General features: G+C 38.3%; 22 protein-coding genes. 14 read left to right on the forward strand and 8 right to left on the reverse strand.

Annotated elements, in window-relative coordinates; translation table 11 throughout:
- Window positions 1–73 precede the first annotated feature (73 nt).
- The 9 genes from C7Y47_RS13755 to eno all read left to right on the forward strand — a co-directional run bounded on the left by C7Y47_RS13755 (window position 74) and on the right by eno (window position 9,346).
- Window positions 74–310, forward strand: coding sequence for a glutaredoxin family protein (locus C7Y47_RS13755; RefSeq protein WP_053485826.1), 237 nt, complete (start codon window positions 74–76; stop codon window positions 308–310).
- A gap of 17 nt (window positions 311–327) precedes the next feature.
- Complete coding sequence (locus tag C7Y47_RS13760; protein WP_142509293.1) at window positions 328–936, forward strand: FMN-binding negative transcriptional regulator; 609 nt, start codon at window positions 328–330, stop codon at window positions 934–936.
- Window positions 937–1,350: 414 nt separating this feature from the next.
- Window positions 1,351–1,473: a hypothetical protein gene (locus C7Y47_RS25670; protein ID WP_255505174.1), complete on the forward strand. Its 123-nt coding sequence runs from the start codon at window positions 1,351–1,353 to the stop codon at window positions 1,471–1,473.
- Between the two features lie 478 nt (window positions 1,474–1,951).
- The gene (locus tag C7Y47_RS13765; protein ID WP_142509294.1) at window positions 1,952–2,983 is read left to right on the forward strand and encodes a sugar-binding transcriptional regulator; all 1,032 of its coding nucleotides are present in this window, start codon (window positions 1,952–1,954) and stop codon (window positions 2,981–2,983) included.
- 117 nt (window positions 2,984–3,100) lie between these two features.
- Window positions 3,101–4,117 carry a type I glyceraldehyde-3-phosphate dehydrogenase gene (gap, locus tag C7Y47_RS13770; RefSeq protein ID WP_142509295.1) on the forward strand — a complete coding sequence of 339 codons (1,017 nt, stop codon included), beginning with the start codon at window positions 3,101–3,103 and terminating at the stop codon, window positions 4,115–4,117.
- 415 nt (window positions 4,118–4,532) lie between these two features.
- Window positions 4,533–5,717, forward strand: coding sequence for a phosphoglycerate kinase (locus C7Y47_RS13775; RefSeq protein ID WP_142509296.1), 1,185 nt, complete (start codon window positions 4,533–4,535; stop codon window positions 5,715–5,717).
- A 38-nt stretch (window positions 5,718–5,755) separates the two neighbouring features.
- Window positions 5,756–6,517: a triose-phosphate isomerase gene (tpiA, locus tag C7Y47_RS13780; RefSeq protein ID WP_142509380.1), complete on the forward strand. Its 762-nt coding sequence runs from the start codon at window positions 5,756–5,758 to the stop codon at window positions 6,515–6,517.
- Window positions 6,510–8,051 carry a 2,3-bisphosphoglycerate-independent phosphoglycerate mutase gene (gene gpmI, locus C7Y47_RS13785; RefSeq protein ID WP_142509297.1) on the forward strand — a complete coding sequence of 514 codons (1,542 nt, stop codon included), beginning with the start codon at window positions 6,510–6,512 and terminating at the stop codon, window positions 8,049–8,051. Before tpiA ends, gpmI begins: the two co-directional genes overlap by 8 nt.
- 2 nt (window positions 8,052–8,053) lie before the next feature.
- A complete protein-coding gene (gene eno, locus C7Y47_RS13790; RefSeq protein WP_142509298.1) occupies window positions 8,054–9,346 on the forward strand; it encodes a phosphopyruvate hydratase in 1,293 nt (430 codons plus the stop codon).
- Between the two features lie 347 nt (window positions 9,347–9,693).
- Here the strand turns inward: eno and C7Y47_RS13795 are convergent, their stop codons facing one another.
- Window positions 9,694–10,299 carry a hypothetical protein gene (locus C7Y47_RS13795; protein ID WP_142509299.1) on the reverse strand — a complete coding sequence of 202 codons (606 nt, stop codon included), beginning with the start codon at window positions 10,297–10,299 and terminating at the stop codon, window positions 9,694–9,696.
- A 559-nt stretch (window positions 10,300–10,858) separates the two neighbouring features.
- Between C7Y47_RS13795 and C7Y47_RS13800 the strand changes: the two genes are divergently transcribed.
- Window positions 10,859–11,371: a GNAT family N-acetyltransferase gene (locus tag C7Y47_RS13800; protein ID WP_142509300.1), complete on the forward strand. Its 513-nt coding sequence runs from the start codon at window positions 10,859–10,861 to the stop codon at window positions 11,369–11,371.
- 376 nt (window positions 11,372–11,747) lie between these two features.
- Here the strand turns inward: C7Y47_RS13800 and dltD are convergent, their stop codons facing one another.
- The 7 genes from dltD to C7Y47_RS13835 form a co-directional block, all read right to left on the reverse strand.
- Window positions 11,748–12,923 (reverse strand): D-alanyl-lipoteichoic acid biosynthesis protein DltD, encoded by a 1,176-nt coding sequence (gene dltD / locus C7Y47_RS13805; RefSeq protein ID WP_142509301.1) that lies wholly within the window; start codon window positions 12,921–12,923, stop codon window positions 11,748–11,750.
- Complete coding sequence (gene dltC / locus C7Y47_RS13810) at window positions 12,920–13,153, reverse strand: D-alanine--poly(phosphoribitol) ligase subunit 2 (protein ID WP_053485840.1); 234 nt, start codon at window positions 13,151–13,153, stop codon at window positions 12,920–12,922. The genes dltD and dltC overlap by 4 nt, the downstream gene beginning before the upstream one ends.
- Before the next feature lie 63 nt (window positions 13,154–13,216).
- Window positions 13,217–14,380, reverse strand: coding sequence for a D-alanyl-lipoteichoic acid biosynthesis protein DltB (gene dltB, locus C7Y47_RS13815; RefSeq protein WP_142509302.1), 1,164 nt, complete (start codon window positions 14,378–14,380; stop codon window positions 13,217–13,219).
- Window positions 14,377–15,849, reverse strand: a complete 1,473-nt coding sequence (gene dltA, locus C7Y47_RS13820; protein ID WP_142509303.1) for a D-alanine--poly(phosphoribitol) ligase subunit DltA — start codon at window positions 15,847–15,849, stop codon at window positions 14,377–14,379. The genes dltB and dltA overlap by 4 nt, the downstream gene beginning before the upstream one ends.
- Before the next feature lie 18 nt (window positions 15,850–15,867).
- The gene (locus C7Y47_RS13825) at window positions 15,868–16,005 is read right to left on the reverse strand and encodes a teichoic acid D-Ala incorporation-associated protein DltX (protein WP_132361964.1); all 138 of its coding nucleotides are present in this window, start codon (window positions 16,003–16,005) and stop codon (window positions 15,868–15,870) included.
- Between the two features lie 649 nt (window positions 16,006–16,654).
- Window positions 16,655–18,295, reverse strand: a complete 1,641-nt coding sequence (locus tag C7Y47_RS13830) for an alkaline phosphatase (RefSeq protein ID WP_142509304.1) — start codon at window positions 18,293–18,295, stop codon at window positions 16,655–16,657.
- A gap of 270 nt (window positions 18,296–18,565) precedes the next feature.
- Window positions 18,566–19,810 (reverse strand): transglutaminase domain-containing protein, encoded by a 1,245-nt coding sequence (locus tag C7Y47_RS13835; protein ID WP_142509305.1) that lies wholly within the window; start codon window positions 19,808–19,810, stop codon window positions 18,566–18,568.
- Window positions 19,811–20,262: 452 nt separating this feature from the next.
- On the opposite strand from C7Y47_RS13835, the gene secG reads away from it, so the two are divergent.
- The 4 genes from secG to smpB all read left to right on the forward strand — a co-directional run bounded on the left by secG (window position 20,263) and on the right by smpB (window position 25,277).
- A complete protein-coding gene (gene secG, locus C7Y47_RS13840) occupies window positions 20,263–20,490 on the forward strand; it encodes a preprotein translocase subunit SecG (protein WP_142509306.1) in 228 nt (75 codons plus the stop codon).
- 873 nt (window positions 20,491–21,363) lie between these two features.
- Window positions 21,364–22,110: an alpha/beta hydrolase gene (locus C7Y47_RS13845; RefSeq protein ID WP_142509307.1), complete on the forward strand. Its 747-nt coding sequence runs from the start codon at window positions 21,364–21,366 to the stop codon at window positions 22,108–22,110.
- Between the two features lie 37 nt (window positions 22,111–22,147).
- Window positions 22,148–24,691: a ribonuclease R gene (gene rnr, locus C7Y47_RS13850; protein ID WP_142509308.1), complete on the forward strand. Its 2,544-nt coding sequence runs from the start codon at window positions 22,148–22,150 to the stop codon at window positions 24,689–24,691.
- 118 nt (window positions 24,692–24,809) lie between these two features.
- Window positions 24,810–25,277, forward strand: a complete 468-nt coding sequence (gene smpB, locus C7Y47_RS13855; RefSeq protein ID WP_142509309.1) for an SsrA-binding protein SmpB — start codon at window positions 24,810–24,812, stop codon at window positions 25,275–25,277.
- The last annotated feature ends 154 nt before the right edge of the window (window positions 25,278–25,431 follow it).

A 25,431-nucleotide genomic window follows, 5' to 3' on the forward strand; every position in this document is an offset into this window, starting at 1 on the left:
AGCCAGTTTTGAAGGGAGCATTACACTCTCTTGTTTAATAGTTTTATAATAGCTCTTAAGGGAGGTGCTGTAATTGAACGTGAAATTTTTTAGTCGAGCTAATTGTGGACTATGTGTAGAAGGACTGCATACATTAAAGCTTGTACAGGAAGATATAGATTTCGATATAGAAATTATTAATATTGAAGAAGACGAGAGCATACATGAAAAGTATATGTTGATGATTCCGGTAGTAGAAAAAGATGGGCAAGTGATACAATACGGCAATTTGGATTACGCAACACTTATGGAGCATTTGTGTAGCGAATAACAAAGGGGGATTTGCTTATGTACATACCAGCGGCTTTTAAAATGAAGGATGTTTCCGAGATGATAGAAGTGATTCAGGAAAACAGTTTTGCAACACTCTTTTCGACTCATAAAGGAATGTCCTTTGCTACACATCTTCCGTTATTGTTGAATGACACAAAAGATTATTTAATTGGGCATTTTGCAAAAGGGAATCCTCAATGGAAGGATATTGAGAACCAAAAGGTTTTAGCAATATTTCATGGGCCACATTGCTACATATCTCCCTCATGGTATGAAACAAATCAAGCTGTTCCAACATGGAATTATGTAGCAGTACATGTTTATGGGGAAATCGAGCTTATGGAACACGATGATGAATTAATGAACTCCTTTAACAACATGATTAAAAAATATGAACATCCTACCAGCACATATAGCCTAACTCAGGTAGATGAACAGCTTGTAAGTAATCTAAATAAAGGGGTTCAGGGCTTTAAATTAAAAATCTTAAGTATGGAAGGGAAGAAGAAGTTAAGTCAGAATCATTCTAATGAAAGACAGCATTTAGTGATTCAAAAATTAGAAGAAATCGAACATATAAATGAGCAGCAAATTGCTCGTTTAATGAAGCAAAACAATAAGTGAATCCTAGAAATTCCGCATTTTTTCTGCTATGTATGTGGCGGTGAAAGAGCGGAATATTTTTGCTTCTTTTAGCGTGCTTCCAAAGAGGAATGGCTAAGAACTCCACGTCTTATGGCAATTTATCTGTGCGAAAGCGTAGCGGCAGCAAAACACAAAACTGAGGACCCACATCGAAATAATTGATAGTTACTTTACTCGAATTTTTAGCGGTAATAACCACAATTCACAAATTGTTCAATGAAAGCGTTTAGAAATTGAACAGTTTGTGAAGACCTTCACATTAGACTTTATTTTTTAAAAAATAGGAGTAGAATAAGAATCAGTAAGAGAATGTTATAAAACAGTTTATCAAAAATATCACATTTTTAGTGGTTGTTATATTACAAAAACATATAGTTGAAGGGAGATTTTACAATGTGGGTTATTACAGTATTTGAGAAAAAGGACGTTCGTATTTTTGAATACACAAATAAAAGTGAAGCAACAAAAGCTTTAGGCGGATTTAAGAAAAACGCAATTTTATCTTTCACAAAATAAGCTAATAAAAAACTCGTAGCCATGACAATGTGGTTACGAGTTTTTTTGTTAATAGAAACTAAACACTGATTAATCAGACTCACTACCATAACGTGGGGGTGATTTCCGTTCCTGCTGGGCGCTTTGTTGCTGCCGCTACGCTTTCGCACAGCTAAGATCATGTTGCTGCCGCTACGCTTTCGCACAGAGCAAAGCTTCCGAAGGGGTCCGATGAGCGGCTTCGCTCGCTCTAGGGTCTCGGGCCAACACGATGGAAGCCGTTATCACATGACGTGATGATTTTAGCTGTAAAAAAACTTTTATAAGCCTTAGTCATCCACATTTAGGTCACTATGCTTAAATTACTTTTCAATGCCAAAACATAACATTTACTTGCTCTTTATTTTAAAGCGTATTATAATGAAATTGTAAGTGGGACATAATTTTAAATAGTGGGACGAAAAATAACCCACAACTATTATAAAGGGAGTAGATTAATATGTTATCTGTACCTGAGGCGCAGCAAAGGCTACTTCCAGAAATGTATCCGCTTCTGCAATCGAGATATCGTATTTTGCAAACAGTGCAGCTTATGCAGCCAATTGGGCGTCGTACACTTGCTGATTCACTTAAAATGACTGAACGAGAAATTCGTAAAGAAACGGATATTTTACGTGAGCAAGGGTTATTAGATTCTCAAAAGTCGGGTATGGTATGTACAGACGAAGGTAATGTAGTTATTGATAAGCTTCGAGCACTCGTCTATGAATGGTCTGGCATTACACAGCTAGCTAAATTACTGAAAAACCATTTTGGCTTACAGCATGTAATTGTTGTTCCAGGTGATTACAATGAGGACAATACGATATTAACATTGCTTGGAAAAGAGGCAGCACAACAATTTATATCAACAACCTTTGATGGTCAAATAGTAGCTGTTACTGGTGGCAAGTCGGTTGCATCACTCGCGCAATTTTTACATCCAGCTGATGTAAACAACATTACATTTGTTGCTGCTCGTGGAGGTATTGGGCATGAAATGCAAATGCAAGCCAATACACTTGTCTCAACATTTGCCATGCAGATGGATGCACAGTATCGCACATTATTTTTACCAGAGCATTTAAGTGAGCAGGCCTATCAAGCAATGTTAACAGAGCCAATGGTAACTGAAATGATGAATTATTATGATCGTGCAGATTGTGTTATTCATGGTATTGGTTCGGCAGAAGAAATGGCAGTTCGTCGTAACTCATCGCCAGAGGATTTACAGATACTCGAAGAAAAGGGTGCAGTAAGTGAAGCATTTGGTTATTATTTCAATGCAGAAGGCGAAATTGTACATCGAATTCGAACAATCGGTATACAGTTTGAACAAGTGCAAAGAAGTAAGCAAGTCATTGCAGTTGCTGCTGGTAAACAAAAAGTGAAGGCAATGCTATCGTACTTTAAGGTAGCACCAAAGCAAACCATTTTTATAACGGATGAAGTAGCCGCAAAAGCTATCGCTGAAGGTTTACCTTCTTTATAAATTACTCAAATTTCGGCGGGTGCTACAACACTCTCTGAATGAGAATAGGGCCAATTGTGGATATTATAAATGTCCGAGGCAAAATAAATTATTTAAACATTATTGGAGGAATTGACAATGGCATTAAAATTAGCTATTAATGGATTTGGACGTATTGGACGATTAGTATTTCGTGAAGCAATGAAGCACGATGAATTTGAAGTGGTTGCAGTAAATGACCTAACAGATGCAGGCCAGCTTGCACACTTATTAACTTATGATTCAGTACACGGTATCTACGATGCTGATGTTTATGCAGACGGCGATTCTTTCGTAGTAAATGGAAAAAACATTAAAGTTTATGCTGAAAAAGATCCTGCAAATTTACCTTGGGGCGAACTAGGTGTTGATGTAGTACTTGAATGTACAGGTAGATTCCGCTCAATGGAAGAAGTAGGTAAGCATATTCAAGCAGGTGCTAAAAAAGCTATTCTTTCAGCTCCAGCGAAGGGCGAAATGCCGACGTTTGTAATGGGGGTTAACCATGAGGATTATAACCCTGAAACAGATGATGTTATTTCAAACGCTTCTTGTACAACGAACTGTCTAGCGCCAGTTGCAAAAATACTTGATGAAAAATTTGGTATTGAGCGCGGTATGATGACGACAATTCACTCATATACAAACGATCAACGTATCCTTGACTTCCCGCACTCTGACCCACGTCGCGCACGTGCTGGTGCAGTGTCAATGATTCCAACAACAACAGGTGCAGCAGTTGCAGTTTCAAAAGTATTACCTCACTTAAAAGGTAAACTAGATGGCTTCTCTATGCGTGTACCAACACCGAACGTTTCATGTGTTGACTTAGTAGTGGAGCTAAAAGCAGAAGTAACGAAAGAAGCCATTAATGCTGCATTAAAAGAAGCTTCAGAAAATGAGCTTAAAGGTATTTTAGGCTACAACGAACTACCATTAGTTTCAATTGACTACAATGGTAACCATAACTCTTCAACTGTAGATGGTCTTTCTACAATGGTATTAGAAAATAGTATGGTAAAAGTTCTTGCATGGTATGATAACGAAATTGGTTACTCTACTCGTTTAATGGACTTAGCTTTATTTATCGCAGAAAAAGGATTAAACACTAAATAAGTGACATAATTCGATAACTAAAGTAAAAAGTGTGACACAATACCGCTTTTTGCGCACAAAAAGTATAGCCTTTATAATATCTTAAAGATATAATATACAAGGGTAATGGGAGTGAGGGAATTTACCCTTACTCCTTTTTTATACGAAATATAAGGCAGATACGTGACTGGTTATGTAATTGCAAGACATAGAACGTGACTTTTGCTACTATAAAAGCAAGTAAAAGGGTACTTCACCATAACGTGGGTTGATATCCGTTCCAAGCGCTTTGTTGAAAAGGCTTATTAAACAAAATTAATCTTATATGATGATGGATCAACTATTTTTATCTAATACAGTTAAGTGAATCATGTGAGGAGCCAAGATGGGTGAATCCAGGTAATTCATGACTAAAAACTTTGAAGGGGGTTTCTTCATGTTAAATAAGAAGACGATGAAAGATATTGATGTAAAAGGTAAGCGCGTATTTGTACGTGTTGATTTTAATGTACCGATGGCAGAAGGTGCGATTACTGACGAAACACGTATTCGAGCAGCAATTCCTACAATTGAATATTTAGTGGAACAAGGTGCCAAAGTAATTTTAGCTTCTCACTTAGGACGTCCAAAGGGTGAAGTGAAAGAGGATATGCGCCTAACTGCAGTAGGTGTACGTTTAGCAGAATTAATGGGTAAACCTGTTACTAAATTAGATGAGTCAATTGGTCAAGAGGTTGAAGAAGCTGTTGCAAATATGCAAAATGGTGACATTATTCTTCTTGAAAATGTTCGCTTCCACGCTGGCGAAGAGAAAAATGATCCAGCATTAGCAGAGCAATTTGCAAAATTAGCAGACGTTTATGTCAATGATGCATTCGGTGCAGCTCACCGTGCACACGCGTCAACTGAAGGAATTACTAAGTATGTACCAGCAGTATCTGGTTACCTTATGCAAAAGGAATTAGATGTGCTAGGTAAAGCATTATCTAAACCTGAGCGTCCATTTACAGCCATTATCGGTGGTGCCAAAGTTAAAGACAAAATTGGTGTGATTGAAAGCTTATTAGAAAAAGTAGACCATCTAATTATTGGTGGTGGCTTATCATTCACATTCATTAAAGCGCAAGGTTATGATATCGGTAAATCTTTATTAGAAGAAGATAAAATCGATTTAGCAAAATCCTTTATTGAAAAAGCAAAGGCAAAAGGCGTGCAATTACATATGCCAATCGATGCCGTAGTCGCAAGCGAATTTTCAAAAGATGCTGAAACACAAATTGTAGATGTAAACGCTATTCCAGCGGACTGGATGGGCTTAGATATTGGTCCGAAAACAGCTGCTAAATATGCAGAAGTTATTAAAAATTCTAAATTAATCATTTGGAATGGACCAATGGGTGTTTTTGAAATGGATAAATTCGCGAATGGTACAAAAACTGTAGCTGACGCTATGGCGACAACAACTGGTTATACTGTGATCGGTGGCGGGGATTCTGCAGCGGCAGTAGAAAAGTTTGAAGTTGCCGATAAAATGGACCATATTTCTACAGGTGGTGGTGCATCACTGGAATTAATGGAAGGGAAAGAGCTTCCTGGAATTGTGGCATTAAACGATAAATAAATCATTAACGTGGAATAAAAACATAGGAGGCAAGAATGATGCGTAAACCAATTATTGCAGGTAACTGGAAAATGTATAAAACATTTGAAGAGGCTATTCAGTTTGTTGATGCGGTACAGGACAAACTTCCTTCAAATGATAAAGTAGACGCTGTTGTTTGTGCACCAGCACTTTACCTACCTACGCTTGTGCAAGTTGCTAGTGAATCTGAGCTAGCAATTGGTGCACAAACGATGCATTATGAAAACGAAGGTGCATTCACTGGAGAAATTAGTCCAGCTCAGCTAGCAAGTGTGGAAGTAGACTATGTTATTTTAGGACACTCTGAACGACGTGAATATTATAACGAAACAGATGAAGCCATCAATAAAAAGGTTGCTGCAGCACTAGCACATAATATCGTACCAATTATTTGCTGTGGAGAAACGCTTGAGGAACGTGAAGCGGGGACTACTGAGCAAAAGGTTGCTCATCAAATTACAGCAGCACTTGCTGGATTTGGCGCACAAGAAGTGGAGCATATGGTGATCGCCTATGAACCTATTTGGGCAATTGGTACAGGTAAAACAGCTACAGCAGATGATGCTAACCAAGTATGTGGAGCAATTCGTGCGGTAGTGAAGGAATTATATAATGCTGAAACGGCCAATGCTGTACGAATTCAATACGGTGGTAGCGTAAAACCTGAGAACATTCAGGAATTATTATTAAAAGAGCATATCGATGGCGCTTTAGTTGGTGGAGCAAGTTTACAACCAGAATCATATTTGAAATTATTGGAGGCGGCAGCAAATGCCTAAAAAGCCAGTAGCATTAATTATTCTAGATGGCTTTGCATTTCGCGACGAAACTTTCGGAAATGCAGTAGCTCAAGCAAACAAACCTAACTTCGATCGTTTTTGGAATGAGTTCCCGCATTCAACATTAACTGCAGCTGGTGAAGCGGTGGGGTTACCTCAAGGTCAAATGGGGAACTCTGAAGTTGGACACCTAAATATAGGTGCTGGACGTATTGTCTACCAAAGCTTAACACGCTTAAACAAATCTATTCGTGAGGGAGATTTCTTTACGAATAAAGCATTTTTGGATGCCATAGCACATGCTAAAGCTCATCAATCTAAGCTTCATATTATGGGCTTACTTTCAGATGGTGGCGTACATAGCCATTATGAGCATATGTTTGCACTATTAAAGCTTGCAAAACAACAAGGCTTAGACAAAGTCTTTGTACATGGTTTCTTAGATGGTCGTGATGTTGGACCATCAACAGCTTTAGGCTATATTGAAGAAACTGCAAAACAAATGAAGGACATAGGCGTAGGTCAATTCGCTTCTATTCATGGTCGTTATTATGCAATGGATCGTGATAAACGCTGGGATCGTGTAGCCCTTACGTATAATGTACTAGTAGATGGTGTTGGTCAAACAGCTGACAGCGCAGCAAGTGGCGTAGCTGCATCATATGAGCGCGATGTAACAGATGAGTTTGTTATTCCATTTAGCGTTCAAGAGCATGGGGAAGCCGTGGCAACAATTGACGATAATGACGCTGTTATTTTCTTCAACTTCCGCCCTGACCGTGCAATTCAACTGTCTAAAGTATTTACAAATAGTGAATTTGATGGCTTTGCTTTATCAGATAAGCATCCAAAGAATTTAAAATTTGTATCATTCACACACTACAGTGATGAAGTACACGCTCAAGTTGCGTATGAAAACGATAACTTAAAAAATACGATTGGTGAAGTGTTAGCTTCTAATGGCAAAACACAACTTCGTATTGCAGAAACAGAAAAGTATCCGCATGTTACATTCTTTATGAGTGGTGGTCGTGAGGAGAAATTTGAAGGGGAAGAGCGTATTTTAATTGCATCTCCAAAAGTTGCAACATACGATTTAAAACCTGAAATGAGTGCTTATGAAGTAACAGAAGCATTACTTGCAGAGATTGCGGCCGATAAATTTGATGGCATTATTCTTAATTTCGCTAACCCTGATATGGTTGGGCATAGCGGAATGTTAGAGCCAACCATCAAGGCCATTGAAACAGTCGATGAATGTCTTGGTAAAGTAGTAGATGCACTCCTTGCAAAAGATGGCGCAGCTATTATTACAGCTGACCATGGTAACTCTGATGAAGTTCTTACTTTAGAAGGGGCTCCAATGACAGCTCATACAACAAACCCTGTTCCAGTAATTGTGACAAAAGCAAATTTAATGTTAAGAAATGATGGTATTTTAGCCGATTTGGCACCAACCATGTTAGAATTATTAGAGGTGTCACAACCTTCTGAAATGACAGGTCAATCATTAATTGAAAAAGAGGAGAATTAATTATGCCATTTATTACACAAATTTATGCGCGCGAAGTTTTAGACTCACGTGGGAATCCAACGGTAGAAGTTGAAGTATTTACAGAATCAGGTGCTTTTGGACGCTCAATCGTACCATCAGGTGCATCTACAGGTGAATATGAGGCAGTAGAATTACGCGACGGTGACAAATCTCGTTACCTAGGCAAAGGTGTATTAAAAGCAGTTGAAAATGTAAACACAATTATTGCTCAAGAGCTAGAAGGTAATTACTCAGTTCTTGATCAAGTAGTCATCGACAAAGCTTTAATCGAGCTAGATGGCACAGAAAACAAAGGTAAACTAGGTGCCAACGCCATTCTAGGTGTATCAATGGCAGTTGCACATGCTGCGGCAGATTACTTAGATGTACCTCTTTATCAATATCTTGGTGGGTTTAACTCAAAACAACTACCAGTACCAATGATGAACATCATAAATGGTGGCGCTCACGCTGACAACAACGTAGATATTCAAGAATTCATGGTAATGCCTGTAGGAGCAGAATCATTCCGTCATGCATTACGTATGGGTGCTGAAATCTTCCACAGCTTAAAAGCAGTACTTAAAGCTAAAGGCTATAATACGGCTGTAGGTGACGAAGGTGGTTTCGCACCAAACCTTGGTTCTAACGAAGAAGCCATTACTGTAATTTTAGAAGCAATCGAAAAAGCTGGCTATAAACCAGGTGAAGAAGTAAAACTTGCAATGGACGTTGCTTCATCTGAATTATTCAATAAAGAAGATGGCAAATATCACTTAGACGGTGAAGGTGTTGTTAAAACTTCTGAAGAAATGGTTGGATGGTATGAAGAGCTAACAAACAAATACCCAATCATCTCAATTGAAGATGGCTTAGACGAAAATGACTGGGCTGGACACAAATTATTAACAGATCGTATCGGCGCTCGCGTACAATTAGTAGGTGACGATTTATTCGTAACAAATACGCAAAAATTAGCTGCTGGTATTGAGCAAGGTGTTGGTAATGCAATCCTTATCAAAGTAAACCAAATCGGTACGTTAACAGAAACATTTGAAGCGATCGAAATGGCAAAACGCGCTGGTTACACAGCAGTTATCTCTCACCGTTCTGGTGAATCTGAAGATGCAACAATTGCTGATATCGCAGTTGCTACAAACGCTGGTCAAATTAAAACAGGTGCTCCATCTCGTACAGACCGCGTAGCTAAATACAACCAACTTCTTCGCATTGAAGATCAACTAGGTGCAACAGCTGAGTACCTTGGTTTAAAATCATTCTATAACTTAAAATAAGCTATTACTAAGTAGCTTTACTGGTATCGCCTCGAAGGTATTTACATACTTTTGAGGCGATTTTTTTGGTGGTTGGATGATTGAGGGGCAGTTTTTGGCAAAGAGATCGGGTAACGTGGGAACTACTCAGGTAGGGAGAAAAAGTGCTGGGGTACCCATAAGAACTGCCCAGGTAGGAGAAGTGCTCGGGTAACCCGGAAAACTGCTCAGGTAGGACGAAAAAGTGCTCGTATACTCCAGAGAACTGCTCGGGTAGGAGCTGGGTTTCCGGGCTGCTCAGGTAAGATGAAATCCCCTAGGTTGCCTTTGAAGTCTAAAGAGAACCATTCAAATTAACAAAGATCCAGTTACTTGTTATGAATTTTTAATTTCAATAAATATACAAGATGGTCATCATTTATCATTTTTTTCACTTCATTCTCGTTCTGTAAGTCGTATGTTCGTATAGAGTTTCCATTTGATTCTCTGTATACACCTAGTAAATAAGTTTCGTTCAATTTTAATTTTACTGTTTCATCCCCAATTGCATAATCCCATCCACTAATACTACCAGCAGCTTGAATTTTGTCGATTTTTATAGGGTTTGCTTTAACACTTGGTCCATAAAGAAAAGCAAAAGATTCATCATCAGTATTTATTATCCCAAACCCTATATTGCCTTCTTCTACTTTGTTTGGACTTTGCCCATATGAAAGTGCCGTTAAGGAATTAGACTCCAATTGCCCATCTTTGTAACTTTCAACCCAAAGATCAACCCAACTTTTATCGGCATTATTTAATTTGAAATGAAAGTCTTGTGCTATGCCTAAATTTAAATCTATGAAAGTACTCACATATTTAGAATCGGTGTTAATTGAAATAGTCGCTAATGCTGTATCTTTTTGATTAGTGCAACCTGAAAGAAATAACAAAAACAATGTTGATAGGATACTAATAAAATACTTATTTCTCAATAAACGAAACCGCCTTTCAAGAATTTACCGCCTTTATTAAAAAAGGCAACGTGCTTTATAGAGGGCTCACCACCAAAAGTTGTGGATGACTTTTGTTAAAATGTCTACTATGTAAATAGTTGATTGGAGTGGAGACTGGGCGATTCCTCGGGGATCAGCGATAGAGGAAAGCATCACATCCTGTGATAACGCCTTCGTGACCAACATCGTGTTGGCCCGAGCCCCTGCAGCGTAGCGGATGTTTTCTGTGCGAAAGCGAAGCGTCAGCAACAAATGTTTTTTCTGTGCGAAAGCGAAGCGTCAGCAACAAATGTTTTTTCTGTGCGAAAGCGAAGCGGCAGCAACAAAGTGCCCAGTCGGAACGGAAATCAACCACACGTTTTGGTGATTATCCTTATAGAGTATTATTCGACAAATCTTGTAAAAAGACCTTGTAATGCTTTAATGGCATAAATACACTTATTGAAAGCTATGCAAGTGCATTTATGCCATTATTATATGTTTAAATAGTAAAACATAAATTATATATAGGGAAAACAATACTGAAAGGAGAATTACAATGAAAATTTTTGAAACAGAACGACTTACCCTTCGTCTACAAACAACAGATGATGCCGATTTTATCCTTGAGTTAATGAATGATCCTTCATGGTTGCAGTTCATTGGTGATCGCGGTGTGAAAACAGTGGAGGAGGCATGTGAATATATAATAAATGGACCACTTCGCATGTATGAGCAATTTGGTTTTTGTTTTTATTTAGTTGAAAGAAAAGACGATCAAATCCCCCTTGGAATTTGTGGTTTTGTTAAAAGGGAGTCGCTAGAAGATGTGGATATTGGGTTCGCTTTTCTGCCTAAGTATTGGGGAAAAGGATACGCCTATGAAGCGGCCTCAGCAACATTGGCATATGGTATAGATATACTAGGGTTAAATCGTATTGTAGCTATTACAACCCAAGATAATGAGGCTTCAGCTAAGTTGCTTGAAAAAATAGGCTTGAAGTTTGAAAGATTAGTCCAATTTTCCAATGATGCTGAAGAACTTAGACTTTTTTCATTTAACTTCTTTTAGCAAATGTGTTATGGAGCGACAGGTGAGAATTCTCTACCTTTAGAGGTGGTTAAATGAATGGGAGTTTAAGACATATTTCAGCGGGTCACCAAACATCCGCTGAACTCTAGAAACTCAGTCTAAAAACGCCACATCCTGTGGTCACGAAGGCGTTATCACAGAACGTGATAGTTTTAGCCTTCGTTCCTCTATTTGCTTCAGGGTCTCATCTGTGACGCTATTCATTTCAGATAAGAATAACCCTTCCTCAATCAATTTTTAAGGAAGGGTTGAAAATGGAAGTTGTAGAGTGAATGCCCTCAAAGATAATCTACATAAAAAAGAGACAGTCTTTAGTGAGTAACACTTTAGACTGTCTCTGCTTTCGTTAAGTGATTTATTTCTGTGCCCAATATTTGTCTAGCTCTTGATCTAGATAGACCCAGCCCTTCCATGCAATATGAATCGTATCCATAATGAAATAAGGATCATAGTCATGGCTTGAGAAATCAACAAATGGAACACCATTATCAGTCAATATCTGGTTCATTTTTGCGTAATATTTATCACGGCGATCCGCAGGATATTCAGTGTAGTCATACCAATGACCATTTACTGGAATAGAGATGAATAGAGGCTTTGCACCAGCATCTTTTAAAATATCAATGACAAGCTGTAAATCCTCATATTCGGGTGAAGTCGTGTAATCTTCGCCTTTTCGGAATCCTTTAAACCTATCAAGATTAGAATTTTTAAGTCGCTTATAAAACTTGTTTTCAATCATTAAATCATTGGAAACACGCTTTTCGCCATATTTTTCGGCATTTTGTAGTTGTTGCTCAAATGTTTGGTTCGCAACTAGTTTGTCATTGTTCTTTAACTTACTCCCCTCTCGAGGGAAGAGCGAGTAATACAAATCTTTTTTCTCTAAAAGTGCCTTTTGGAAATGGCCAGCCAACATTGCAAGTCGCCCAATGATTGGTTTTTCCTTCCCACCAGATAATTTATATTCATAAATTGTTCTTAGCAGGTCATCGCGGTTTACTGTATCAAAATCAAGCAGGCGTTTCATTCCTCGATTTCGAAGATCTTCGTCAATGTCTTTATTGTATGCTAAATCATAAGCATGCAACATCGAATAGTTAGGAGAGAAGTGTAATTCATTCATGCCCTTTTTCGTAAACCATTGGGGGGAAATGATGAAAACAATTTTCTTATCCTTTAAATTCTTTTCCTGTGCAGCAAAATTTAAAAAGTGTGTAATAGACTGCATTCCACCACGCCCGACCATAAATGTCGTATACGGAGCATTTGTAGCACGAGTATAGTTATAAGGGTGGAACGGATCAAAACGATTTAATTCTGAGGAGCCATATAAAGGCATAGTATTAGGCTCCTGCAACATTCGCTCTTGGAAATACATCCCTTGGAACACTAACGGAGACATACTCGTCTTTGCTTGCTCTACATCTTCATCTGAAATCCAAGCTTTTATCCAGGAATTAGGGAAGAATATCAAGGCAGCAAAAAGAGCAAAAGCAATTAATAATGATAGAAAGCCTTTCTTAATCATTGTCTTTCAGCTAATTCCGCAGCAATACGATTTGGCGTGTTCCATTCCTCACGGTTGAAATCAGTAATTGGCACTGAGATATTAAAGCGGCTTTCAATTTCCACTAATAAATTAATTGTACCGAATGAATCAAGAAGTCCTTCTTCAAATAAATCGATATCTGGATTTTCTAAAATGATATCGTCCTCACATAATTCTACTAGCATTTCTAAAACTTGTTGTTTATCCATATTATAAATCTCCTTTATTGTTTAGGCTGCGTTATTCATAAAAATATAAAACAGAGCCATTAATTAAAATAATGTTCCTGAAAAAATATAGAAACCAAAGCAAATGGCATTAAACGTAATAAATACGCCGATTGCATGCGTCCATTTATTTTTTGGCCAAATCTTGCGCTTTTTATTCCAACGTTCAAATTTATCGAAGCAAATAATTAACAAGGCATGGTAGAGACCGTAGACAACAAAGTGCAATTCTAATCCGTGCCAAATACCCATTAAAAAGAACAGTAAAAAGAAGCCAAGATAAGAAACTGTATATTTGTTTTTAATCCATTTTTTCTTCGTCATCCAAAGTACGAAGCGCATATAAACATAATCCCTGAACCAGAATGAAAGACTCATATGCCAACGGTTCCAGAAGTCTTTAATATTGCGACTCGAGAATGGACGGTTAAAGTTAATTGGCGTTTGAACACCCATAATGCGACTGACACCAACAGCAAAAGCACTATAACCTGCAAAATCGAAAAATAGATAAAAACTATACATATACATATACGCTATTTGCCCTTGAAAAGGTGTCAAATAGTTATACGTTTGATTTGGTAAATAAATAAGTGTGTAATTGTATATTAAATAAGCCAAAATAAATTTATACAAAAAGCCTAAAAATATACAATTAATTCCGCTTAACAGCAGCTTTTGATAATCTTGACTAGATGGCACTGTGTGCATATCTTTATAAAAGCGTCGCCAACGATCAATAGGTCCTGAAGTTATTGTTGGGAAGAACAGTAAGAAATAAGCAAGCTCAACTACTGAAATTTTATCCTTAATTAAGCCATCACGAGTTTCTAAAATCATTTGTACCGATTTAAAGGTAATATAGGATACCCCTAAAAATCCAAATAAATTATTAAGGCCAAGCATAGGCAGAACCTTCACAAGTACAAGTGGCAAAATAGACAGCAGTACAGCAATTACGAATACGGACGTGCTATTCTTCTGTAAGCGATATTTTTGGTAACCGACAATTAATAGTAACTGAAATACTGTAAATAGTATAAGAGAAGTTGAGCCATTAAGGGAGTTACCAAAAATAAGAGCTAACACGACAATCGAAATAAAGATATTATAGCGTTTAGCTGATTTCCCACGTAGTCCTAAAATAATGGATGGCATTAATAAAATACCAATGATGATGAAGAAAAATATATTTCCATAAGCCGTCATACTGTTTCCATAACCGCCAATCCTTTACGATCAACTTTACCGTTAGTATTTAAAGGTAAAGTGTCAATGTATTTGAACGTTTTCGGAATCATATAAGATGGTAAATACTCCGCTAACAATGCTTTAAGCTGCTTCGTCATTTTGAAGGCAGAGTCTGTCAATGGTTCTCGTAGAACAACAAACGCACTTAGTGAAACAATTTCATCATCTTTTGAAATAGGTATAACAACACAGCTAGCAACAGCTGGAAGATTGCCAATTTGTTTTTCAATTTCCTCGATTTCTAAACGGTAACCGTGTAGTTTCACCTGGAAATCTTTTCGTCCAGAAAAGAACAGATAACCATCTTTTTCATAACCAACGTCTCCAGTTTTATAAATACGTTGATCCCCTATTGTAGGAAACGCTTTAAGTGTTAAATCAGGTGCCCCAAGATAACCTGCACTTACAGTCGGTCCAGAAATAATAATCTCGCCATCTTCTTGCAAGGATAGATTAGGCTCAGATAGAGGAGCGATTGGTAATTGGTCAAATTGCTCAAGAAGCTCCTTTGTTACTTTCACATAAGATACGGCAACCGTTGTTTCTGTAGGACCGTATAAGTTAAAAATAGAAGCTTGTGGGAAGCGCTGCATTAATTCTTTCGATACGGATACTGGTAAAACCTCTCCGCAGAATAAAAACGTATTTAAAGTAGGCATTAACGCCTGATCCCATTCTTTGTTCATTAAGCAGATCTTCGCAAAGGAAGGTGTAGAAGTCCAAACGCGAATATCAGATGAAGCTAATGACTCAAATAACGCTTTTGGATTAGCAATTTGCTCCTGCTTAATAGCGTAAAGTGTTTGCCCACTAACGAGTGCAGGATATAAATCCATAACCGATAAATCAAAGGAATAAGGTGCTTGATTTAGAAACACGCCAGATTCCTGTAAAGGGAAATGCTCATGCATCCAATCAACAAAATGTGCTAAATTATCAGCTGTAATTTGAACACCTTTTGGCTTACCAGTAGAACCAGATGTGTAAATAATATAATGAATTTCTTGATCCTTAACCCAAGTTGAAGGCTCTGTCGAAATGCTAGTAGCTTGAGCCACTAAATCACTTACTTCCACTACAGGAACTGATTGATTCGCGTTTAATGTTTCAGTTTTTAGTAGTAAACAAGCCTGAGAAGCTTCTATTATAATTTGTAACCTTTCAGACGGTGTAGAAGAGTCAACCGGTACATATGGATGACCTGCCTTTACAGCTCCTAAAAAGGCAACGATTTGTAAAGGGGACATATGCCCGTAGACGACGATAGGTTGTTGTCTTTTCAAATCAAGAGCCATTAAATATTGCGCTACACAATCAGAAAGATGCCAAAGCTCACCATACGTTAAGGCATCACTATTGGTTTGATATGCAGTTCGATGTGGATGCTGTTGTGCCACTTTTTGAATAGCCTCTAAAATACTTAACATAGTTTATATCTCCTTTTCTTAAAATTCCGTATATATAAATGGTCCTGCGTTCATATCATGGAAGCCATGGATAAGAAACAAGAGCGTTAAAATGATGAAGTAAAATAACGTAAAGCCTATAAAACGTAAAACCTCATTATTTTTAATGGATTGCATATGTCCACCTCCAATTAAAAATGAAAAAAGATTATAACTTTGTAAATATATAAATAAATAGATATTTTTTCAAGTTTTTTCTAAATTATTTTTCCACTTATTAATTTTTCAACACTGTTTTGACGGATTGTAGCTTAAAATGTTGCTAAATTTCTTGATATTCATAAAATCATAAGATTAATTTAAGGTAAAATTAAGGTTTCTAAAAACTCACCTAAATGAAGGAAAGAAAATGATTTTCCTTTGTACCTCAATTTGAATTTTACTAAAACTACAATCACCTTTATTATCGCTGTTTTTCCGCTTCAATGGTACTTAAAAAATCCTTAAATTTCGTTTTAGAGCATTCGAAGCAATCTATTTTTTCGTTATTACATTAAGCATAATAAATGAAAGTAAAATCAAAGTAAATCGGACGGAAAAAATTGGCATAATTTATGGTGAGAGGGGATAACCAAAATGGAAGCTGTAAAAATGTTAAGCAGATGATTAAAGTGGTAATCTTTTGAGGACTGTTGCAAAAACAAATTTGAGCAAAAAAGAAAAGTGCCACCATCAAGTTAGACATCTCAACTTATGATAGCACCCTTATTTTTATCTCGCTACAGAATTCCAAAGTAAGTGGGAGAATAACTTTCCGTAAAAGCCCTTATTTGATTACATTTAAAACTTTTTTAGAAACGTAAAATTCAGTACCGTTGTAAACATTGATTGTATCAAAGGTATGTGTTTGTGCTGTCTTGTCTTGTTCGTATATTAAAATGTTCTTATTAACTGGGATTGTAACGGTTACATTATTTTTTTGTGCAATCAATTTAGGGTTATCTTTATCAGTTAAGTCAATTTTAGATGTGTAGCCTTTTTCCGTAAATGCTTTTGTTGCTGGTATATATAAATCATCTGTAAGCTTATTTAAATCGAAGTCCATAAACTTTGCCATCGCATGGGCTAAATCTGTGTTTTCTACAAGGCCTGTAATTTTAGATGGCCCGAATGAGTATAAAAACACATCATCACCAGTATGCCCACCGGTTGTAAAGCCAATATGAGCACGGTTGGCAAGCATTTTTACCATTTCTTCTCCAGGGTCTTTAGCTAACTGTAAGGTCGCAAGCTCGTCCGGAGATAAATCATCTAATCCATAAAGTGCAGCGACTTCTACAATATTTGATTTATCTTCCTTTAATTGGCTTAGTGCACCTTCAACGGTCATTTTAGCTTTCTTTAGAGGATCGATATAGGCAGAAACAGGTGTGTTGGAATAAGTACTTGTCGTGTTAGCATTCCCCATTGTAATCCCACTGTTGCCGTGGTCTGTAACAGCAATGACCATAGTATTGCCATCTTTTTTTGCAAAATCAACCGCTTCCTTGACTGCATCATCAAACGATAAAATATCGCTAATCATGCCAATTGTGTCATTGGCATGAGCCGCCCAGTCCACTTTACTGCCTTCTACAAATAAGAAGAAGCCATCTTCATCCTTTTTGAGCGTATCAATAGCTTTACTAGTCATCTCAGCAAGACTTGGCTCAGATGCTTTTGTTTTGGCACGATCAAAATCGTAGGCAAGGGCACCTGGAGCAAAGCTTCCCCAAATTTTTGACGATTTACTATTTAGAAGCTCATCTCGCGTTTTCACGATGTCATAATTTTTTCCTTTAAGGACATCCACTAAATTCTCGCCATCTTTTCGAGCATTTTTAGTTGTGCCGGGTGCCAAAGACTCAAAGCCACCACCTAATACGACATCAATGTTTTGATAAACTTGCTGCTCAGCGATGTCATCATATTGGCTTCTATTTTTAACATGTGCAGAAAAGCCTGCTGGTGTGGCATGCTGAATTTCCGAAGTAGCAATCAATCCAGTCGCCTTGCCCTGTTGTTTAGCCCCTTCTAAAACATTAGCTACAGGTCTAAAAGCATCCTCTTTGGCAATTTGCTTAAGCCCTGGTGAATTAATAACGGACGGTAATACACCTACAAATTTATCATTTGATTTATGGCCAGTTGCTAACGCAGTAGCGGCAGGAGCTGAATCAGTAATAGCTGAATCGGCAGAGTATGTACGCACGCCCCCTGATAAAATTTCATCCATCGCTAAACTTTGACCTTTAAACCAACGAGAAAGTGTAACGGCATTATTACTACTACCATCCATCACGAGCATAATCACATTTGTTGGCTTCTTTACTTGAGCAGCTTCTACTTGCGGTTGAGCGATACTAATCGATGATAAAGCAATTGCGCTTGCTAGTAACAATGAACTCCATTTTTTTGAATGTTTCATGATTTTCCTCCTTAAGGTAAGGTCATTTCACAAGTAAGTGTAAAGGAAGGTTGTAAAGCTACAATGAATTAATTGTTATGATATTGTGTGGATCTTGTTAAATGTGGCATATATAACTAAAATGTGGGGTTAATTTCCGTTCCGACTGAGCGCTTTCCTCCAGGCTCATCTGTAACCTGATCCAAGAGGAGTCACCCAGTCTTTACGAAAACTAGAGGCTGAATGTGAAAATAGAATCTGACTTACTATCTATTGGGATGGAAGCATAAGCTATAAATTTTGTGAATGTTTTTCACCATCAATGGTTTCGTATAATAAAACCCCTTTATCATTAATGAACAAGTTTTGAACCTCTTCCTCTAACAACACTTCTTCTGAGCCATCTTTTATAAATATCTTTGTTAAAAAGCCGGCATTATCATAATCACTACAATAAATCGAATCGTCAACTGCCGCAAGGAAATAACAAGCTGTTTCTGTAACCTGTCTACTTTGTTTTGTTGCTAAATCATAGGCGTATACCGTGTTATCGGCCATGCTATTATAATAAATAACGTTGCCAACAGTATCCGCGTACCACATATCATGCATAAAATCATATGCATCGCTTGTAGCAGCAAAATAGTTGTCACGTGCCCAAATATGATCTTCACTTAGTTTTTCGTCATTCACTAAAAAATATTCGTAGGAAATAGCATAAGGTTCATCAGGATTAACATCATTCCAAGTCGTATCAACATGATACCAATCACTATTAACACTTACTAAATTCCATGCATGAAGCTGATTATCGCTATAGCCATAAACATATTTAGCATCAAGACCAGCCGCCAAAAATAAACGGTAGGCTAAAAGTGTATAAGCTTGGCAAACACCAGTTTCTTGACTTATTAATTCATAAACAGATTGACCTTCTGACGCATCTTCATCAGAATAAGTGGCTAGTTGTACTACAAAGTCATTAACGACTTTAGCACGATGAAAATCATCCATGTCATTTGTAATATACTTAGTTGCAAATTTCTCTACATAATCATCGACTTTCTTTTCCTTTTTGGCATCTGTAAAATATGTAAAATCAAATTCTATCTCATAACCACTATCTACTTCCCGTGCTTCCCAGTTGAAATTTTTGATATATCCTGTTGTATAAGGATTAACAAAATTAAGTATGTTATAAAGATCATTCAGTTGTTCTTTAAACGTATCCCAATCTAATTTTCCCCTATATATTACTGTAAAGTTTGGGTCAAACGTTGATATATGCTTCTCAACCTTTTTTGAGAATTGCAACAAAGCAAGATCTTTCTTAAATAATGTCGTTGAAAAAAGGTCTTCCGCAGAAAACTCCACTGATGGAGCTTTACTAGTAGGCTCCTTAAAGTCCATAGAAGCCTCTTCTTCGGATGCAGGTTCCTCTGGTGCTAATACTTCGACGGCCTTGATAACAGCTGAGCAAGCGCTAAGCATGCATAAAATAATAAGTGAAAAAATTAGCAATAAACTTTTTTTCATAATTCCTCCATTATAATTATATTTTTAGCTCATCACTAAAACGTGAGGGTGATTTCAGCGTTTTCCAGGGGACGTTCGATATGCCACTAAGAGCAACAGATGTTTTTGGGCGAAAGCGGCGGGATGTTGGTCCGAAGGCATGATCAGAGGACGTGATGCGCTTACCCCTCGTTCCTCTATTTTTGCAGGGTCTCTTCTGTGTCGCTAATCCCCAAGAGTTGTCTGGCCTCCACGCCAATCAACTTATATGAACGGCATTTTTTGGGATTTTTGTGATGACTATACTTTTAACTATTATAGGATAATGTGATAGCAAGTTGGTATGTTGTTTTTTAGAAAAATTAACCGAATGAGGTAAAATGAGGATATTTATTAATCTTAGTTTGTCAAGAGAACCTTTTTTTGTTATAATATATTATGTTGTGATGTTCGAAGTTCGGGAGGTGCAGTGAATGCATACAGTAGTATTAGTTTCATTAGTTATCGTTTCAGTAGCGTTGATCGTTGTAGTATTACTTCAATCTAGTAAAAGTGCAGGCTTGTCAGGTGCCATCTCGGGTGGAGCTGAACAACTATTTGGAAAGCAAAAAGCACGTGGTATGGATCTAATCCTTCATCGTGTAACAATTGTGTTAGCAATATTATTCTTTATTTTAGCACTCGCTATTACAAAAATCTAATAGTTGAAGATATATCGCCTAACCTTTACTGGTTGGGCGTTTTCTTTTATGGTACTAATTATTTGGATGTCGTCAATACATAGTTAGTTCAGCAAAGTCGTGTGTGGGGCAGGGAGATACTCGCGTGAGGTCGGGCGCGGAAGCGAAGAATGCTCGCGTGAGGCAGGGAGATACTCATGGAAGCGAAGTGAATACCCGCGCTAGGGTGTAAATACTGCGAATCGCAAAATTACGGATGGAAAAGCTAAAGTGATGGCTAGACTCCCCGAAGCGGCGGGATTTCGTGCTTTAGCGGCGATCCTTGCTTGGTTAGCGGCGGAATTTCATGTTTTAGCGGCGTTCTTCCTTTGGTTAGCGGCGCAACTCACACTTTTAGAGGCGAATTCTAAACATAAGCTGGACAATTTGACAAAACTAAAGTCAGAATTGAAGAACATTGTATAGAATTTTACACAATATTAAGGACTTGACTTCGAAGAGTCAAAGTGACGGAGAATCCCCGAAGCGACGGATAAAAGAGTCAAAGTGACGGAGAATCCCCGAAGCGACGGATAAAAGAGTCAAAGTGACGGATAGACACCCCGAAGCGGCGGATAGAAGAGTCAAAGTGACGGATAGACACCCCGAAGCGGCGGATAGAAGAGTCAAAGTGACGGATAGACACCTCAAAGTGACGGATAGAAGAACCAAAATGCCGGATAGACTCCTCGAAATGCCGAATAGAATTGCCAGAAACATCAAAATGCTGAAAAAGACCATCAAATTAACCGATAAAACCTCATAAAAGATGTAACAATCGCCAAAACTTTTTAGGAAGCTTCGGTATGGCTATAATGGTTATAGTATATGTATTTGGATGAAGGAGGGCGCGCAATGAAAAAATCGTTATCACAGCCTTTTTTCTTTCAGGCAGGAGCTAGAGCAGTTTTGTTATTGCATGGGTTTACGGGAAGCTCTGCGGATGTGCGAATGCTTGGGAGATTTTTAGAGAAAAAAGGGTATACTACATTAGCACCTCATTATAAAGGTCACGGTGTGGAACCGGAGGAACTTATTACAACAGGTCCTGCTGATTGGTGGCAGGATGTCGTAGCTGCGTACAAACAGCTGCAGGATGCGGGCTATGAGGAGATTGCTGTTGCTGGCTTGTCATTGGGTGGTGTGATGGCATTAAATATTGCGCTTATTAACCCAGTGAAAGGTATAGTGACAATGTGTGCTCCAATGACGATGCGTACAACAGATGTTATGTTTCAAGGTGTACTGAAATATGCGAGGGACTATAAAAAGTTCCAAGGTAAAGATGAGGAGCAAATCGAAGCTGAGGTTGCGTTAATTGCTGAAAAGGGCATGCCATCTTTACAAGAATTGCGCGAGTTTATTGCCCGGACACGTCAAGAAATTGACATGATATATGCACCGATTTTTGTCGTACAGGCGACAAATGATGAGGTAATTGAGACAGAATCTGCCAACATTATATATAATCAAACTGAGTCACTTGAAAAACAAATCAAGTGGTATGAAAACTCAAAACATGTTATTACGTTAGATCAAGAAAAAGATCAGTTACATGAAGATATTTATCGCTTTTTAGAAAGCTTAAATTGGGCACAATAAAAATATAATTAGGATTTTCTCATGAAGGAGGGAAATTATGAAAGACCAGAACAATTCACTACAAAGTCGTTTACTCGATTTTTTCGGTGAAGAAGAATATAAACCATTAACCGTTGGCGAAATCGAGGACGTATTTGGCTTTGAAGATGCTGACGAATTTAAAGAATTAGTGAAAACGTTAGTGCGTATGGAGGGGCAAGGTTTAGTTGTGCGTTCTCGCTCCAATCGTTATGGCTTGCCAGAGCGCATGAATTTACTTCGAGGTAAATTTATCGGACACGCGAAAGGCTTTGGCTTTGTGACACCTGATATTGAGGGGATGGATGATGTTTTCATTCCACCGCATGAAATAAATGGTGCGATTAACGGCGATATCGTTTTAATACGTGTTTTAAAGGAATCATTCGGTGATCGTCGTGAAGGTACGGTGACAAAGGTAGTAGAGCGTGGACAAACGAGCTTTGTTGGGACGTTCCAAGCAAATCGAGGCTTTGGCTTTGTTGTTTTAGATGACAAAAAACTACCGATGGACATTTTCATTGCTAAGGGTGATACATTAGGAGCTGTTGACGGACACAAGGTTGTCGTGGAGGTAGCTACTTGGCCAGAAGATTTAAAATCGGCAACAGGCTATATTACAAAAATATTAGGGCACAAAAATGACCCAGGTGTGGATATTCTCTCTATTTTATATAAGCACGACATTCCACCAGAATTCCCTGAAGAAGTGGTTGCTGCTGCGCAACGAGTGCCAGATGAAATTACAGAGGCAGATTTAGAAGGTCGCCGTGATTTACGCCATGAAACGATTGTGACAATCGATGGAGCTGATGCGAAGGACTTGGATGATGCTGTAACCGTAACGAAAAATGGAGACGGTACTTATAAACTTGGCGTACATATTGCAGACGTTAGTTATTATGTAACACAAGGCTCTGTAATAGATATTGAAGCTTATGATCGTGCGACAAGTGTATATTTAACAGACCGCGTTATCCCGATGATTCCGCACCGATTATCGAATGGGATCTGTTCATTAAATCCACAGGTTGACCGTCTAGTACTATCTTGTGAAATGATTATTGATGCAAATGGTAATGTGATTTCACATGAAATTTTCCAAAGTGTCATTAAAACAACTGAGCGTATGACATATAGAGACGTTTACAAAATTTTAGAGGAGCAGGACGCAGAGCTAATTGCCCGCTATGAGCCACTAGTACCAATGTTTAAACATATGGCTGAGCTGTCTAACATTTTACGAAATAAACGTCAAATGCGCGGTGCCATTGACTTTGACTTTAAAGAATCTAAAGTGATCGTGGACGAAGATGGCTGGCCAGTAGATATCGAATTACGTGAACGTACAGTAGCTGAGAAATTAATTGAAGATTTCATGCTAGCTGCCAATGAAACAGTAGCAGAGCATTTCCATTGGATGAATGTACCGTTCCTTTACCGTATCCACGAAGATCCAAAGCCAGAAAAGCTCCAACGCTTCTTTGAATTTGTCACGAACTTCGGTATTTTAATCAAAGGTACAGGAAACACAGTCCATCCGAAAGCTTTACAAGATGTATTAAAAGCCATTGAAGGTATGCCAGAGGAGCCTGTTATTTCAACAATGCTTCTACGCTCCATGCAGCAGGCAAAATATTATCCTGAAAGCTTAGGTCACTTTGGTTTATCTACAGATTTCTATACACACTTTACGTCACCGATTCGACGTTATCCAGACTTAATTGTCCATCGTTTAATTCGTACGTATTTAATTAATAAAGATACATCAAATGAGACAGTCGCACAGTGGAGTATGGCGATGGATGAAATTGCTGACCATACGTCAGAGCGTGAACGCCGTGCTGTCGATGCAGAACGCGATACTGATGCACTGAAAAAAGCACAATATATGTCCGATAAAATTGGTGAAGAGTTTGAAGGGATCGTCTCATCCATTACAAACTTTGGGATTTTCGTGGAGCTACCAAACACGATTGAAGGACTTGTCCATATTAGCAATATGACAGATGACTACTACCGCTTTGATGATCGTCAAATGATGATGATCGGTGAACGTACAAATCGCCAATTCCGTATCGGAGATGAAGTAACGGTACGTGTAGCAAATGTTATTATTGAGGAGTCATCGATTGACTTTGAAATTGTCGGAATGGTAACGTCTTATGGACGAACACGAAAAGCAGCACCTACTGTGATTCACGCACGCAAAAATTATAGCGACAACAAAGATGGTCGTAATGGCCGCAAAGGTGGTCGCAACGGGGAAGAGCGAAGCGGACGTGGCAGTCGCAGTGGTCGCAACGAAGAAGAACGAGGCGGACGTGGCAGTCGCAGTAGTCGCAACGAAGAAGAAAGAGGCCGAAGTGGCAATCGCAGTGGTCGCAATGAAGAAGGACGTGGCGGACAAGGAGAACGACGTGAAAATGACCGTGATCCACGAGGACGCCGCAAAGATGGCTCAAACTCAAGCCCCGGCCCTAAAAAAGGCGTGAAGCAAAAGCAAAAGTTTTACGAGGGCGTAGCAAAGAAAAACAAAAAGAAAAAATCAAAACGTAAATAAAGTAAAAGTAGAGGTGAAGGCACCAATTAGCGCTTTAGAGCAATTTGAAGCGGGTGCTTTCACTTTATCAATAAGGGCAGGTTGACCCTGCTTAACCTTTAAGTAGAGGGTGAATAATATGGCAAAAGGTACTGGTAAAGTATTAGCACAAAACAAAAAAGCCGGGCACGACTACTTCATTGAAGAAACAATTGAAGCGGGCATGGTGCTAACAGGCACAGAAATTAAATCCATCCGTGCAGGAAGAGTCCAACTAAAAGAATCCTATGTACAAATCCGTAGCGGTGAAGCATGGATCAATAATATGCATGTCAGCTCATTCGAACAAGGCAACCGCTTTAACCACGACCCACTGCGCGCCCGCAAATTGCTGCTACACAAAAAGCAAATCGGCGAGCTAGTCGGTGCCGTAAAACGTGACGGCTACACAATTGTCCCGTTAAAAATGTACATTAAAGATGGCTATGCCAAGCTCTTAATCGGCGTCGGCAAAGGGAAAAAGGATTACGACAAACGCGACGACATGCGCAAAAAAGCAGCAAAACGCGAAATGGAACGTGCCTTCAAAGCAAAAAATCAAGATTAATAGGTTGTTAGAAAGCTCACTATTGAATGGTGAGCTTTTTGTTTTTTTAGCGAGAGAACGGATAAAATATATCGTGCAAGACCGTTCTAATTGATGCTGGTTAAAAAATATAATGGAGAATGCATATAGAGAGCAAGTCTTGCGATTTAAGGAG

The organism is Lysinibacillus sphaericus (genome assembly GCF_006864135.1).
Classification (GTDB): domain Bacteria; phylum Bacillota; class Bacilli; order Bacillales_A; family Planococcaceae; genus Lysinibacillus.